General features: G+C 61.6%; 9 protein-coding genes. All 9 read right to left on the bottom strand.

Going from position 1 to position 15866, the window contains the following annotated elements; all coding sequences use genetic code 11:
- Positions 1-1342, bottom strand: a 1342-nt coding sequence (locus M6689_RS10895; RefSeq protein WP_298271447.1) for a DUF3880 domain-containing protein, incomplete at its 3' end; no start/stop codon positions are given.
- A gap of 120 nt (positions 1343-1462) precedes the next feature.
- Positions 1463-7126 (bottom strand): glycosyltransferase, encoded by a 5664-nt coding sequence (locus M6689_RS10900; protein WP_298271449.1) that lies wholly within the window; start codon positions 7124-7126, stop codon positions 1463-1465.
- A gap of 216 nt (positions 7127-7342) precedes the next feature.
- A complete protein-coding gene (locus M6689_RS10905) occupies positions 7343-9454 on the bottom strand; it encodes a glycosyltransferase (RefSeq protein WP_298271453.1) in 2112 nt (703 codons plus the stop codon).
- 30 nt (positions 9455-9484) lie between these two features.
- A complete protein-coding gene (locus M6689_RS10910; protein WP_298271456.1) occupies positions 9485-10699 on the bottom strand; it encodes a DegT/DnrJ/EryC1/StrS aminotransferase family protein in 1215 nt (404 codons plus the stop codon).
- A 27-nt stretch (positions 10700-10726) separates the two neighbouring features.
- Positions 10727-12205, bottom strand: coding sequence for a radical SAM protein (locus M6689_RS10915; protein WP_298271459.1), 1479 nt, complete (start codon positions 12203-12205; stop codon positions 10727-10729).
- Positions 12202-13137, bottom strand: coding sequence for a transketolase C-terminal domain-containing protein (locus M6689_RS10920; protein ID WP_298271463.1), 936 nt, complete (start codon positions 13135-13137; stop codon positions 12202-12204). Before M6689_RS10920 ends, M6689_RS10915 begins: the two co-directional genes overlap by 4 nt.
- A 17-nt stretch (positions 13138-13154) precedes the next feature.
- Positions 13155-13982: a transketolase gene (locus tag M6689_RS10925; RefSeq protein WP_298271465.1), complete on the bottom strand. Its 828-nt coding sequence runs from the start codon at positions 13980-13982 to the stop codon at positions 13155-13157.
- A 3-nt stretch (positions 13983-13985) separates the two neighbouring features.
- Complete coding sequence (locus tag M6689_RS10930; RefSeq protein WP_298271467.1) at positions 13986-15119, bottom strand: kinase; 1134 nt, start codon at positions 15117-15119, stop codon at positions 13986-13988.
- Entirely contained in the window at positions 15116-15865 is a 750-nt protein-coding gene (locus M6689_RS10935; RefSeq protein ID WP_298271469.1) for a nucleotidyltransferase family protein, read from the bottom strand. Before M6689_RS10935 ends, M6689_RS10930 begins: the two co-directional genes overlap by 4 nt.
- Position 15866 lies beyond the last annotated feature (1 nt).

A 15866-nucleotide genomic window follows, 5' to 3' on the forward strand; every position in this document is an offset into this window, starting at 1 on the left:
AGGCGCCGCAGGCGGCGATCTCGAAGGCGCGGGGGTTGACGAAGTCGCCGTCCGGGACCACCCCGTCGCAGGTGGTGGAGGAATGGAGGTTCAGGTTTACCGGCGAGGCGTTGAAGATTTTGACGCAGGTCTCGGTGTCGATCCGGGCCCCCCGCCGCTGGAGCCAGGGAGTGAGCGGCGAGACGAGGGGCCAGTCGCTCCCCCAGATCTTGAACGGATAGTCGGTGAGACCCTTGAAGAAGACCTGCCGGTTGAAGTAGCCGGCGCCGACGAAGGAGAGGGCGCTGCCGAACTCCTCCCGTTCGGCTTTCGAGAGCTCCAGCGGCCGGTGGACGTCGGGGGCGGCGCAGGTGGGAAGGTAGGAGTAACGGGTGACGCCGATCTTCGCCAGCTCGGCGGCGAAGTTTTCCTTCTGGATCCCGAAGAACCACGAAGAGGCCGGCGCCGACTCGCGCCAGTACGGGAGGACCCGGTAATCCTCCACGAACCAGAAGGCGGTGGGGATGCCGCGGGCTTCCAGCCGCTGCATCGTCTCCGGCATGATCGGCGCCTGGGCCAGAGCCAGGACCATGTCGGGCCGCACTTCCCGCGCCCTGATCTCCACCGCCTGGGAGAGGAGGTTGGCAAGGCCGGTGTTGAAGGCCCGGCGGCTCTGGTTGTAGCGGAACCCCTTGGCGAACTCCATCCCCGGGGCGAGGGCCTCGCTGGCGAAGGGGATCACCTCGTGCCCCAGGGCCCGGAGCGCCCGGGCGCAGTGGTGGGCCGCCGGGAGCGAGCCGCCGTAGATCGGATTCACCAGGAGGATGCGGAGCCCCCCCCGGGCAGCGAGCCCCAGCCCTTCGGCGTACCGTCCGAGGCGCCCGAGGGAGTCGGTCACCCGCGCCGCCCCGGGATGGACCGCCACGTTTCCCTTGAGGAGCCGGTCGTGCCGGCGGCGGAGCACATCCTCCGGAACGCCGGCCATGAACGAAAACCGCTCGATCGTCGGGGTGAGGTCGGAGTGGCTGAAGGCCGCGCGGATCATCGCCGGATCGTCCTCGATGACCGTGCCGCCAAACCCCTGTGCCGCCAGGGCCGCCAGGTGGTGCCCCAGGCCGAAGCCCACCACGGTGAGGGGCTCCGCGGGGGCGAACCGCTCCGCCTGTTGCCGTGCCCATTCCCCGGCCTCGCGGGCCGGGTTATAGGGAGAATGGATGCAGATATCCCCGACCCGTGCGGTCACACCCCCCTGGCGGGCCGGCTCCACCACGATGCGGTCGCCGGGCTCCGCCGCCTCCACCAGGGCGGCGAGGTCGGGATCGCGGCGACGGAGGGCCGCTATGTTGCGTTCAAAATTGGTCATGGGGGTTCTGTCGCTTTTGTGTCCCCTCACCCCCGTCCCCTCTCCCGGAGGGCGAGGGGGGGATAAACCCTCTCTTTGGGGAGAGGGTGGCCGTCAGGCCGGGTGAGGGAGATTAGGTTCTCATGCCGCCATGGATTCCTGTATCCGTTCGCTGAGTTCTCTCCCTCCCTCGTAGCCGGGGGCGAAGAGAAGCACCTTCTCGATGCTCTCCAGGGCCTCGTCGTGCCGGCCTGCCTTGAACTGGACGCCGGCGAGGGTGTAGAGCATGTCGAGGTCGGCCGGGTGGTACATAAGGTAACCGGCAAGGCGCGGCAGTGCCTCTTCGAACCTCTCCGTGGCATAGGCGAGTTTCACGAGCTCGTGGAGGGCCGTGAGGTTCTCCCGGTCGGCGTCCAGGGCGCGGGCGAAACAGCTGAATGCGTCTACCGGCTTGCCCTGCATGTTCCGGACCATGCCGAGGCCGCAGAAGGCACGGGCATTGTCCGGATCGGCCTTGAGCGCCCGGTTGAACCACGTGACCGCCTTTACCTGTTTCCCCTGCATGAGGCTCACCACGCCGAGACCGACCAGGGCCTTGGGGTCACCTTCGTCTTCCCGCAGGGCGTCCTGGTAAGAGGCAGCCGCCTCGTCGAGCCGGCCCAGGTTTGCCAGGCAATCACCCATATCGGCCAACACGGAGCGCTCCCCTTCAGATACCATGCGGGAGAAGGCCGCCAGCGCTTCCTCGTACTTCCCCTCTTCCTTGAGCCCCTGGGGGTCACTCACCGGTTGGTGCTTTCCCGTTCCCGAGTCCCGAGTCCCGAGTCCCGTTTTCCCCAGCTTCGTCAGAAGTTCGGGCGCCCCTTCGTACCGGGGCGAAAGTGCCAGAAGGCGCTCCACCGCATCGCGGGCCTTCGCCGGCTCGTTCGCCATGTAGAGGAGGCCGGCGTATGAGAAGAGGATGTCGGTGTCCCCCGGATGGTACATGAGATAGGTCTCCAGGTGCCCCGCCGCCTCCTGGAAGCGGTTCAGGGCGTAGGCGAGCTTCACCATCTCGTGGAGGGCAGTGAGGTTCTCCGAGTCGGCATCGAGGGCTCGGGTGAAGAGGTCGAACGCCTCCCCGGGGCGCTCCTGTCCGCCGCGTACGAGGCCGAGGCCACAGAGCGCCTTCGGGTTCGCCGGTTCCTCCCGGAGCGCCCGGGTGAAGGCGGCCGCGGCTTCGGGGAGTTTTCCGGTCAATAATCTGACAATTCCGATCCCCAGATGGGCACGGGCGTCGCCCGGGGCGTGGGCCAGCGCCTCCCCGTAGAGCGCGATGGCGTCGTCGTGCTTTTCCATGGCCGCCAGGCAGTCTCCCGCCTCCACGAGAACGGAGCGGTCCCCGCGAGCCAGAATTTTGGACAGTATTTCCAGCGCCTCGGCGAAACGCCCCTCCCCCTTGAGGGCAAGGACGGCCTCCCGCTCGGGGGGCGGTACGCATGACGCGGGGGGCGGCTGCACCGGCGCGGCGGGGCGGGACGGTTCCGGCGCCATCTGCAGCGGGAAGATCCGGAGCCGGCCGTCGGCCGTCCGCTCGGTCCCGAACCCTTCGGCCCGGTAGAGGTCGGCATCGTCGCGCCGCATCTTCCCCTCCCAGCGGGCGAGAAAGCGGCGGATGTTCGGTTCGTCGTGACTTTTCCGCCCCTCACTCGTCTCCTCGAAGTGGATCAGGACGCTCTCGGGGGTGTAGAGGACGCGCCGCCCCCGCTCCCCGGCCCGCAGGCAGAAATCCACGTCCTCGAAGCCGTTCACGTACCCCTCGTCGAAGCCGCCGAGCTCGGCGAAGAGCTCCCGCTTCACCAGCAGGCAGGCGGCGGTGACGCACTGCATGAACCGCTTTCTGCTGACCGCCGGCGCCGTGGTCGGGAAGCCGTTGAAGATGTGGTAGCCGATGGAGTGCTCGTTGAAGGCGACCCCGGCGTGCTGGATGCGGCCGTTGGGGTAGAGGAGTTTCGCCCCCACGATGTCGGCGCCGTCCTCCTCGACGCCGCGGATCAGCGCATCGAGCCATCCCGGGTGGGGGATGGTGTCGTTGTTCAAAAAGACCAGGTAACGTCCCCGGGCAATCCGCCCTCCCTGGTTGCACCCCTTGGCGAAACCGAGGTTTCTCAGGTTGGTGACGATGGTCACCTCCCCCGAGAGGGTCCGGAGGTACGCGGCGGTTCCGTCCGAGGAGGCGTTGTCCACGAGGATCACCTCGTAATTCAGGGACTGCTCGGTGTTGAGCGCCAGCGCCTCCAGGCACTGCCTCGTGTACTCCACCTTGTTATAGAGGGGGATGATGATGGAGACCCGGGGCGCAGCCTCAGTCGGCGCGGCGCACGGGGCGAACGGTTGCGGTGAGATGGTCATCTCCTGCTCCTTGGCGGTAGTTTCGGTGCGGCCGGCCACCCGGCGCCAGACGTCGAGGAAGAGGCGGCCGCGGCTCTTCAGGGTGTAGTTGCCGAGGACCTCGGTGCGGGCCGCCGTGGCGATGGCGTGGCGGCGGTCGGGATCGTCGATCAGGCTTTCCAGGGCGGCCACCCAGGCGTCTGCGTCGTAGCCGGCGACCAGCAGTCCCGTCTCTCCCTCCCGCACGCAGGAACGGTAGGGAGGGAGGGAGGCGAAGATGCCGGCAATGCCGCAGGCCGAGTATTCCAGCCACTTGATGTTGCTCTTGCAGCGGTTGAAGCGGTTGTCGGCCAGGGGGACGAGGCCGATGTCGATCCCGGCCTTCCGGACCGCCCGGGCGTAGTTTTCGTACCCCGGCTCGAAGGTGATGGCGGAAAAGCCGGGGAGCCCCTTGATCCGTTCCGTGTCGCACCCCATGAAGCGGAAGGCGACCCGGCTGCCGTACTTCGCCGCGATCCGCTCCAGCACCTCCTCCATGAGCGCCAGGTCGGCCCGGTGGTCGGGGGTGCCGGCGTAACCGATCACCACCGGCGCGCCGGCGGGCTTTGCGGGGAGCGGCGCCGTCCAGAGCCGGTCGTCCAGGAGGTTGGGGAGGACGTGGAGCTGCCGGTGGTGCGGGGCGAAGGCCCGCTTCATCTCCTCGGTGGAGACGGTGACGGCGGCGCTCTTCGAGATCAGGTCGAAGATGAACGGCCGGGCGGCGTCGGCCCCCCGCTGGTGGGGGTTGGTGGCGGGAACCTCCACGAGGAGGTCGTCGGTTTCGTAGATGACCGGTTTCCCTGCGGCCAGGATCCGTTCGAGGAGCGGGGCGGTGTTCGCCATGGGGAAGAAGCGCTGGACGACGATCAGGTCGGCCCAGGCGGCGAGGGTGATGTTGACCCCCGCCTGGTCGCTCCCCAGGTCGACCCCCCACCTGAGCTCGACGGAATCGGCAAGGGTTTCGCCGGGAGCGATGACCCTGATGCGGGCGCAGGCGTGCTCCGGGTGATCGAGGGAGTAGACGGCCACCCGGAGTCGGTCCCCTGCAGCGGTGCCGGGGGCGGGGGCCGGGAGTGCCGCCAGCGCCCCGGCAGCGGCTTTGTTCTCCGGTTCCACCGCCAGCACCTGCTCGTAGCGCTTCCGTGCCTCAGTTACGTCGTTTCGCTCCGCGGCCAGTTCGGCTAAAGCGATGAGCGTCGGGACCTCGCTCTCGTTTTGTTCGACGATTCCCAGACAGGCGCGGGCCGCATCGGCGCTTCGGCCGGTCTTGCGGTAGACGGCGGCCAGGTTGTGGCTGGCGATGGGGTTCATCGGATCTGCGGCCACCGCCCGCTCGAACTGGGTCACCGCATCGGCCACGGCGCCGCTTTTCAGATACGCGAGGGCGAGCTGGTCCGCCAGGGCCGATTCCCGCTGCGCCTCCGTTGCCCCGGTGGCGGCCAGTTCCGCGAGGCGCGCCTCCCCCTCGGCCCGGCGCCCGCCGGTGAAAAGCGGGACCAGGGGCTCCACGCGTCCCTCCAGGAAGGCGTAGAGGTGCCGCATGAACTCCCACGTGTCGGCCCGCTGGCGGCGTCGAACGTCAAGGGAGGTAAGGTCCCGGTACTTGGCGTAGATGGCACTCCTGGTGACGAGGAACATCGGCACCGTGCCGGTGGTCATGCCGCTGCCGTCCACCCGGCAGGAGAACTCGCAGGTCACCCGCGGGATGTGGGCGAAGCGGAACCTGCGCGACATCCGGATCCAGAGGTCCCAGTCCTCGTGGCGGCGGAGGCTCTCGTCGAAACAGCCGCTCTCCGCGATGCAGCTTTTCTCGTGCATGAAGCAGAGGACCGGCACGAAGTTGTCCACCAGGATCCGGTCGTAGTCGAAGTCGATGCCGTGGGCGACCTCGCGCCGGACCACTTCGTAGCGCCCGCTCGCCTGGCTCTGGAACGCCCGGTAGGAGTTGGTGTAGGCGACCCTGAAATCGCTTCCCTCCAGAAACGTCACCAGGGTCTCGACGTGCTCGGGATAGAAGAGATCGTCGTCGTCCAGGTAGGCGATGTACTTTCCCGTGGCGCGGCGGATGCCGGTGTTTCGCGCCCCGGCAAGCCCCTTGTTCCGCTCGTGGCGGAGGTAGACAGCGCCGGGAGCCACCTCCTTCACGAGCCGCTCCACATCCTCTCCGGCGTCGTTCACCACCACGATCTCGATGTGCGGGTAGGTCTGGGCGAGGATGCTCCGCAGGGTGTCGGGGAGCATGTCGGGGCGGTTGTAAGTCGGGACGATGACCGAGACGAGGGGCCGTGAGGCGCCGCTCTTCGCCGCCGGTCTTTCCTCCTCGAACCCGTCCCATTCCATGAGGTGGGAGCGGATGTCGTCGTGCTGCATCAGGTTCGCGCAGAAGCGGCACTCCACGATGGGGCTCTCTGCCCCCCGGCGGCAGGAAATCCGGAGTCTGCGGTAGGTGTCGTTGTTCCAGAACTCCTCGATCCGCTGGGTGAGGGCGTTGCCGAACCGGTAGACCCCCGACTCCACCTTCTTCTTGAAGTGGACCTCCCCGCCGCCGCAGGGATAGACCTCGCCGTCGAAACCGACCAGGAGCTCCGTCTCGGTCCAGACGCACTTCTTGGGCGCTCCCTTTTCCCGGAAGAGGGGTTCGTGGGCCATGAAGATGCCGTAGCGCTCGGCCAGGGCCCTTGCTTCCAGCACTTTGCGGTCCGAGAGCTCCTGGTGGAAAAAGAGCGATTCCCCGTCTTCCAGGAGGTACTCGTTCGACTCGATGTTCAGGTGCCGGATCGACTTCGGGTAGAAGCGGCAGTAGAAGATGTTCAGGTGCCGCACCCCGAGCCGGTGAGCAAGCTCCACCAGGGTCGGCAGTTCCTCGATGTTGAGCCGGCTGATGGCGCAGGAGAACTGGAATAGGGTCTGTCCGCAGGCCTTTTCCCGTTCCCGGACAAACGTCGCGGCGTTGGCGCAGACCTGCTCGAACTGGTCCACCTGCATGAGCCGCTTGTAGGTGGCGCGCGTCGCCGCGTTGATGGAGATGTTCACCAGCGATACCTTCGCCCTCATCATCTCCGCCGAGAGCTCCGGCTTCAGGGCGATGCCGTTAGTGGTGACGGTGATGTCGATGTTCGGGTAGCGCTCGTTGGTGTAGCGGACGATCGGCATGAAGTCAGGATCGAGGAGCGGGTCGCCGGCCCCGGCGAGGCAGATATTGCGGAAGTGCTCCAGGTGGAGGTTTTCGGCCATCCGCGCGAACTTGTCGAGGGTGATGACCTTGCCGCTCTTGCTCCGGTAGTAGTCGCCGCCGCAGAAGACGCACTTGGCGTTGCACTTGTCGTTCAGGAGGAAGTGGACGGTGTGGGGGAGAATGCGGGATATGCCGTTCTGGACATCCGTGTCTTGTGTCATTGGTACGCTCGCTGGGTCAGATTGATGACGTTACCGGCCGTCCATCGCAGAAACGGCATATCCACGTTCAGCGTGTTGAGCCCGAACGGGTTGTGGGCTGCCCCGCCTATCTCCAGGCCGGTGCCGCGGCAGTACCTGTGAGCAAGTGCGGACTCTCGGAAGAAAAGAGATGGATGGTCGTTCATCGAATGTGCCTATTGGTGTACATGAAAGTTGTCAAAATTTGTTGAAACCCCAGACTTGGTAGAGGGCGACCACACCTTCTCTGGTTTCTTCATCCGGAGATGGCCTCAGGATGTAGCGTTTGCCAAGCATGTCGTAATATATCCGTTCAAAATGGATGGTCCTGAACCCCATCTCTTTGAACAATTCTTCCAGTTCGTTTTCGGGTAACCAGTCATCAATAGGTTGTCGGCTGAAGTTCGTGTATTCCATCCATTGGTCGTATGCTTCCGCTCGCGGGGAGGTAATAATGGCATGCCCTCCCTTCTTAACGAGCATTGACAGATTTTTGACGAACTCTTTCTGCTCTTCCCGCGGGACATGTTCGATAACTTCCGAATTGAGAACGATATCGTAGGGCTGAAAATTCGATCTCTTCAGCAAGGTCTCCGCTGTCCCGTGAGAGAATGTCAGATGGGGAAATAGTTTGCCGGCTACGGCGGCAACTTCCTCGACTGGCTCAATCCCTTCTGCTCTGCCAAACGACGACGCCAGGTTGGTCAGCCACCCCCTGCCGCTGCCGAGATCCAGTATCCGGAGGGGGGTGGCACCACTTTGGGAGTTGGCAATCATCTGAAGGATTTGGGAAATGCAGACCCACCGTGCCTGTTCATCATCATTAGGGTGGGGATTTGACCACGCTGGGTGCTCAAGAAAGAGTTTGGTGTAGTAAGGGTCATCCCGCTGTGTTTGGGCCTCTTCCTTCTGAATCGAGCGCAGGGTTTGCAGGATCTCCTGAACGTCAACCTCGCCGGGAAAGTTCCGATCAGTTTCTTCCAGCAGGGCGATGGCTCGCTCGATGTCATTGCACGAGATCGCCTCGTTCGCCAGCGTGAGGCGTACCGCCAACTCCTTTTGCCTTGCGGTGTCACGGTTGTTCTTTTCCGGGCTGTTGGCGGCGGGAAATAATCCCCGGCCGGAAAAGAGTTCTGAAAAACACTGCAGCGAGCAATCAAGGGATTCCGAAGGACAATCCTCCGCGTAAGTTGGCTCCACCCCGGTTTCAATCCAGCTCATTATCTGCCGAACACGCTTCTCAACGGTATGATGCCGCCACAATTTACTGCGGGCGGCAGAGGCGATCCGGTTGGCAAGGGCCGGGTCCCGCTGAAGGCGCCGTATCTGCTCCGCCAAGGCTTCGGGGGAATCTCCGGGAAAAAGAAGAATTTCTGCATCATCGGCAAAAAGTGCATTCGTACGCGGACGGTTGGGGATCTCCCAGGTTATGACGGGCCTTCCCGCCGCCATCCCCTCAAACACTCTCCCCGCGTAGCCCTGGAAAAAGCTCGGGAGGTTGACGACAGCGACCCCGTCCCGCAATCCTTTGATCCATAAACCGAAAATTTCCTGACGAATCCGGCGCAGGGGAGACATGAACGCCGTAAGGTGTCTCGTATCGATGGGGGCGCCGCTTGTGAGATATGTACCGGCGACGCGGTGAAGTTCCTCGAAAAGGGCGGGATAGGGAGTGCCCTCTTCGGGAGAGATCTGCTTGGCCAGAATGGATCGGAGCGCGGGATGTTCCAGCCACGAGGCACGTTTGCCGTAGAGGGCGCCGCAGAAGGTAGCGGCGTCCAAGCGGGGAGGTTCCGGGCATTCGCCGATAAATCGCTCGGGAACGGCACTGACCCACCAGAGCGCTTTGACTACTCCCCGTGAGCTGAGGTCCTCGGCATCCGCCTCGTCCACGGTGAGGGCGTGGGTCATGTGTCGGAGCCGTTTTTCTACCTGCATGCGCCGCTCCCTCAGATGGGGCGCCTCCAGGTATGCCTCGGGCTGGTACTGGAGAGATTCTCCCACCAGACCAACCCGCACTGGCGCAACCGTTTCGAGCCATTCAAGAAATGGCTCGTCGGGGTTGGTGTGCACGACTTCAATCCATACCTGATCGAATCTTTTCTCTTCGCAGAGCTGCCTTGCCCGCGAGAGCCAGGATTTCGCCTCGGCTTTGGTTACATCCGCATGGGCCGGGATGGTGAGACAATCGATCCCGTTTGCGGCGAACCCCTCTTCCAGGCCGAGGTGGGCCGTATACGACCAGCTTTTGGCGGACTGCCACGAGCTAAATTCAAGTGAGATGAAGAGGATGCGGCGTCTGTTCTGCATAGCTGCTCCCTGAAGCTAGGTTAATTCGCGTCATTTCTGGTTATGCTCTAAGAATTCTGCCAGAACGTTCAAGACATAGTCCATTTCCTCAATCCCCACATCCTGATGTACCCCTATATGGATTCCATTGTGCCCCATGAACTCGGCGACCGGGAAATCGCCCGTTTTGTGACCCAGATAGGCAAAACCGGGACATTGGGTCGGCATCGACGCAAACAGGGTGCGTGTTTCGATCCCGTTTTCCTCCAGATAGCCTGTGAGCTGAGCCCGGGTGAAGGAGGCTTCTTCGTTGATGATGATCGGTATGGCGTGGGGGCCGATCTGTTCATGGGGTTCTTCCTTTATGGTGGAGAGGTACGGTGAAAAGCGGTCGAACCGGTCGAGTACGTACTTGAGATTGTCGTGCCGTTTTTTGAGGATTTCGTGGTACACCTCCATCGCGCCGATGCCGATGGCCGCTTCAAGCTCGTTCATTTTGCAGGAGTAGCCGATGCGGTTGAAGGTGAAACGGATATCTTCTCCCCCGTCGCCACGGAATCGTTTGGCGCAGTATCCCGAGGTGAGATTGAGCGCGCATTGTTTGCAGGCACAGGTGCGGCCGTGGGAGCGAAGCGAACGGAGAATTTCGGCGTACTCCTCGTTGTTGGTCGTGACGATGCCACCTTCGCCGGTAGTTATGATGTGGGCGACGTAAACGCTGAAGGCTGCCAGGTCTGCCAGGGTCCCTGCCGGCTTCCCCTTGTAAAGGGCACCGTGGGCTTCGGCAGCGTCCTCGATGACGATGAGCCCGTGCCGTTTCGCGATGGCATTGATTTCGTCCATCGCTGCCGGCTTGCCCATTAAGTGAACCGGCATGATGGCACGGGTTCGCTCGGTGATTGCCGCTTCGATCTTGGTCGGATCAATGTTGAGTGTTTCCCGCTCAATGTCGACGAATACCGGGGTGAACCCGGCGTGGAGAACGGCGTTGCCCGTAGCGACAAAAGAGAGCGCGGGAACGATGATTTCGTCGCCCCGCTGTGCCCCATAGTCATGGAGTATCGCCATGGCGAGGATATCGGCGTCGGTTCCGCTGCTGACCGCCACGGCTTCCTTTGCCCCCAGCAGGTGAGCGAAACGGTCCTCGAATTCACGCACGTATTTGCCACTGGAGATACGTTTGGTTTCAAGGGCTTCGTTGATGAGTTTCCTGGCCGTGTCGGTGATGGTGATGGTGCCGAACGGCACCCGCTTGGCTGTAGCCATTGACGGTCCTCTCTTTGCTATTTCGTATTAGTCGCCGATCAGCTTGCGGCGCAGTCGGGATGCACTCATCGCCTCAATGTGGCTGCGTACGCGCAAGCCGAACTCGGTTTCAACCATCTCGAGATAGGTGGGGTTTGCGAAGTAACGGTGGAATGCATCATCCCGAAATTTGAGTATGTCTGCGGCTGCAAGGTGATTGGACGGGAGTGGCCGGCAATCGTAGGCATGCTGGGAATAGCCGCTCCAGCTTTCCGGAAGTTGCCAGCCGTGGGCAAGGGCTATTTCGTAAAGCTTCGAACCAGGATATGCCATGGCGCAGTAAAAATTGGCGAACTCGCAGTTGAGTTCAGTTGCCATGTCGAGAGTTTCCTGCATAGTTTCAAGCGTGTCATCGGGCAGACCGAAGATGTAGTTGCCGATTACCCGTATGCCGGCGGCCTGAATGGTTCTTACGGTGCGAGTGATATCGGTGACCCGCATTTTTTTTGCTGCACCGTCCCGCACCGCAGGGTTGGCCGACTCGATGCCGAGAGCCAGCCAGTTGATGCCGGCGCGCTTCATCCGTTCCAGGTGGGCGGGGTTCACGGTGTCCACCCGGGCGTATGCCCAGATGTTCAGCCCGTAACCGCGCTGGATGAGCAGATCGGTAATGGTCAGGTAATGGCGTTCGTCGAGGACGAACAACTCGTCGACGATCTTAAGGTTTTTCACGCCGTAACGGTTGACGAGGATGTCGACCTCTTCAAGAACACGCTGGGGGCTTCTGTACCTAATGCCCGGCTTGCCAAACGGAGCGTTGATGCAACAGAAGACACAGTTGAACGGGCACCCGAGACTGGTGTAAATGGCACCATAAGGAGAGCGGTGTTCGATATCGTCGAAACAGTGCCAGTTGTGGGCTCGATATTTTTCCATCGGAAGCAGGTCCCAGGCAGCGGTCGGCAGCATGGTGTCGAGGTCGTTTATAAGGGGGGCGGGGAGGGTATGATGGACGCTTTCGTCGCTGCCGCGATACCAAAGCCCCGGAACGGACGCGAGGTCGGGAGCGGGACTTTTCAGCACGCGGAGCAGGGAAGAAAGGGTCAGGGGACCTTCCCCTTCGATGACGTAATCGGCGTCTGTGGTAAGGATTGTATGTTCGGGCAGGGCCGACGGGTGAAGGCCGCCAATGGCGACTCGTGCCGTGGTCCCGTCTTTGATGGCGGTGCAGATCCGTTCCGCAGCCGGCATGTTTTGAGTTGAGGCGGAAGGTTGGGAGCCGTACACGATAATCGCCGCAAGTAACGGCGCCAGCGAGCTAACCCGTTCCGCCACCTCGGAAGGAGCAATGTTTTCAGCGTTGGCGTCGATCAGCGCCACTGTAAAACCGGCATTACGGAGGTAGGAGGCAATGACCGCCACCCAGAAGGGGGGTTCGACTGCCGCCAACTCCGCACCCAATCCCTGGTAAACCTGTTTCCGGTCTCCTGGATTAATGAGGACGATATCTACGTTGGAATGGCTCATGGTTTGCCGTGGCCGAGTCTGCGGGTAATCGCCGCCGTTATGGCGGCTTCGTCCATGCCGTTGCGGGCGTGCAGTTGGTCGCGCGTTCCCAGTTCGAAGACATAGCGGTCGTTGAACCCGATGTGGTCGAGGGTGACGGAGTGACGATCTTCGTTCAGGATCTGGGCGACAAGGGAGTCGAGTCCACCGTTGCCAACGAATCCTTCTTCGACAGTAACGATGTGTCGATATTTGAGAAGGGTCTGACGAAGCTCCTCGGTGTTTGCCGGTTTCAGCAGGAACAGGTCCACCACTCCTACTGCTCCGTGGCTTCGAGCTGCGTTGAGTGCCCGTTGTGTCATAAAGCCTGTTGAAACGATGCAGGCTTCCGTTCCGGCAACGAGTTCGCAGAACCCGGCCGCTACGGTTTCCGGCGTGACGGTGTCGTAGATGGCCGGAATCGGTTTGCCATCGAAACGGAGATACTTGGGGGTGCAGTTCGATACGGTGTAGTCGACAAAGGCGGCGGCCAATCGCCAGTCACTGGGTGAAAAGACGGCCATGTTCGGCAAGAGCCGCATGATGGCGAGGTCTTCGAGGCAGTGATGTGTTGGTCCGGATACCTGATAACTGACTCCGCCACCGACGCCGATCAGGTTAACGTTGACCGGGCGGACCTGGGACGAAATCGAGAGGTTCACCCGGATCTGCTCATAGGCGCGCATGGAGATGAACGGTGCGATGGCATAGGCGTAGACGATCCCTCCTTCAAGGGCAAGTCCCGTCGCCACGTTTATGAGATTCTGTTCTGCGATGCCGACGTTGATGAAGCGTTCGGGAAAATCCGCTCTGAGCCGGTCGAGAGCGGGAGACCCCAGGTCGGCGGCCAGGAAGAAAATGCGCTCATCTCCTGCCATCCGATCGTAGAGGGCTTCGATGAAGGCATCCCTCATTGCGCGTGCCGGTTGCGTCATTGCAGTTCCTCGAGAGCGGCGGCGATTTCCGCCCGGCTCAGTGATTTGATGTGACAAAGGGTATCGTTTTCGAGAGAGAGAACCCCTTTGCCTTTGACCGTATTGGCTATCACGACCTTCGGCCTGCCTTGGTCCTGCTTCATGCCGGTGAGGGATTGCATGACCGCCTCGATGTCGTGGCCGTCGATTGAGTCGACATGCCAGTTGAAGGCGCTGAATTTTTGTTCGAGCGGCTGCAGATCGATAATCCGGCTGCAGAGGTCGAGCATGCATATCTTGTTGTTGTCGATGATTGCCGTCAGGTTGCCGAGGTTGTGGTGGGCGGCAAACATCACGGCCTCCCAGACGGACCCTTCATAGAGTTCCCCATCTCCGACAAGCACGAAAACGTGGGCGTCCGATCCCTGTTTGCGTAACGCCAGGGCCATGCCGCAGGCGACACCGAGTCCGTGACCCAGCGAACCGTTGATGGTCTCGTATCCGGGGATCATGGTGTCCGGGATCCCGCCCAGTATTGAGCCTTCCTGGCATACCCGCTCCAGTTCGCTCCGGTCGAAGTATCCGAGGTCGGCCAGGATCGGGTAGAGGGATATGGAACCGTGGCCTTTGCTGATGATGAGCCGGTCCCGGCCCGGCCAGAGAGGGTTTGACGGCTTAAACCGCAGGATGTTTCCATAGTAGAGGGCGACGAAGATTTCCACGTCGGACAGCGACGAGGCCACTCGGGTTTCAGGGGCGATCCCGTGAATTTTGAGCGTCTCTCGCCGCACCCATTGGGCTCGTTCCCTAAGATGCTCCATTGTTACGTCGGATATTTTCTCCATGCCTCAAATCCTCTCTTCAAGAGAGTTGGCAGCCATCTTGGAGATTCTCTGTTTTTTCCGTTCCACTTGCTGGGAGCTCTTGAGGGAACTCAGCTCCTGGAAGGGGATGACGTTTTGGCCCGCCCGCTCTTGCTCTTGCTCGGAGTAATCTTCCTCATGCTGGAAGTAGATGATCTGGCTTCCGGCGAAATCAAATCGAAACGGAACATGAATCAGGCTGCTGAGAGCTTCCTTGACCGTTTTGTGACGATCGGGGGGGACGAACAAAAGCATGAAACCGCCACCTCCGGCGCCGGTTATTTTGCCGCCGATGGCGCCGGCGGCCATGGCCTTGGCGAAGAGCTCATCCACATGCCCGTTGGAGACGGATGCGCTCAGACTCCGTTTCGCCTGCCACGCCTCGTGCATCAGCTCCCCGAAGGCGCAGATGTCCTGGTTGCCATTGAGAATGGAGATGCTTTCCTCCACCAGGTCCTTCATGATCCGGAGTTGGCGACGCTTGGCTTCCAGGTCGTTCACGTAGCTTGCTGCAACGTTTGAGGCTGTCCGCTTGATGCCGGTATAGAAGAGCATCAGGTGTGAGTTGAGCTCCTGGAGCCGATCCTGGGTGAGGATCACCGGGTGAACAGTTATTTCTCCGTTGGGATGGAAAGTGACGTGATTGAATCCCCCATGCGCAGCCAATACCTGGTCTTGAGATCCGACCGTTTCTTTGATCATCTCCTGTTCGACATGGATACTTTCCCGGGCAAGCTGCTGTTTGGTGGGCATATACCCTTTCAGTGCATACAATGCGTTGAGCAGGCCGACGGTAAAGGACGAACTGGAGCCCATACCGCTGCGGGCGGGGAGGTCGCCATCGTGGTGGATTTCAACCCCGCGTTCGATGTTCAGGTAACGGAGAACCTCCCTCACCGAGGGGTGCCTGACCTCATCAATGGTCTGGCAGCTTTCGATCTGCGAGTAGACGACCCTGGTGCGATGCTCGAAGAAAGGCGGAAGATAGCGGCAGGTCAGATAGCAGTATTTGTCGATCGCAGTGCCGAGCACGCTGCCGCCATGTTTGAGGTACCACTCCGGGTAGTCGGTGCCGCCGCCGAAAAAAGATATGCGGTAAGGCGTTCTGCTAATGATCATGGTCTCTCCTCCGCAGGGAATCTGCTCAAGCGAGTGCGTAAGCCCGTAAAGAACTGCTCCGCCTCCCGATAAGACTCGGGGGTGCCGATGTCGATGAACCGGCCCGTGCTCGAAAATCCGAAAAATTTGTCTCCGATGAGTGCGGGAAGAATCTCCCGCTCCAGCGATACCTCTCTGTGGGGCGGTATCCTGTCGATGACGTGGCGTTCGAAGAGATAGATGCCCGCATTGATCGTGCCCGGCCCTCGTCCTTCTCCTTTTTCGATGAAGTGCCGAACCGACAGGTTCTCGTCCAGTTCGACCCTTCCGTAGCGTGTGGTGTCGGGAACGTGGACCAGCGCCATGGAGCACGTGGCGTCTTTCTCCCCGTGAAGGTCCGCAAAGGTGGGAAGGTCGGTTTCGAAGTAAGAGTCACCATTCATGACGATCAGCCGGTTGTCCTGAAGCAAGGGGATGGCGTTCCTCAGTGCCCCTGCCGTGCCGAGGGGGGAAGTCTCCCGCGAATAGCTCAATTCCATGCCTCTGTAAGCGGCTCCCAGTTCCGCTTCTACTTGCTCCCCCCGGTAGCCGGTACAGAGGATGACCCGTTTCACTCCCGCAAGGGCCAAATCGTCGAGAAGGTACGAGATGAACGGGCGACCGTTTACCACGGCCAGAACCTTTGATTTGTCCGACACAACGGAACGGAGGCGGGTTCCGAACCCCCCGGCGAGTATGGCGGCGGTTATGTTTGAAAGATCAGCCATG

Origin of the sequence: Geobacter sp., from assembly GCF_027327745.1 — a bacterium.
Taxonomy (GTDB): domain Bacteria; phylum Desulfobacterota; class Desulfuromonadia; order Geobacterales; family Geobacteraceae; genus Geobacter.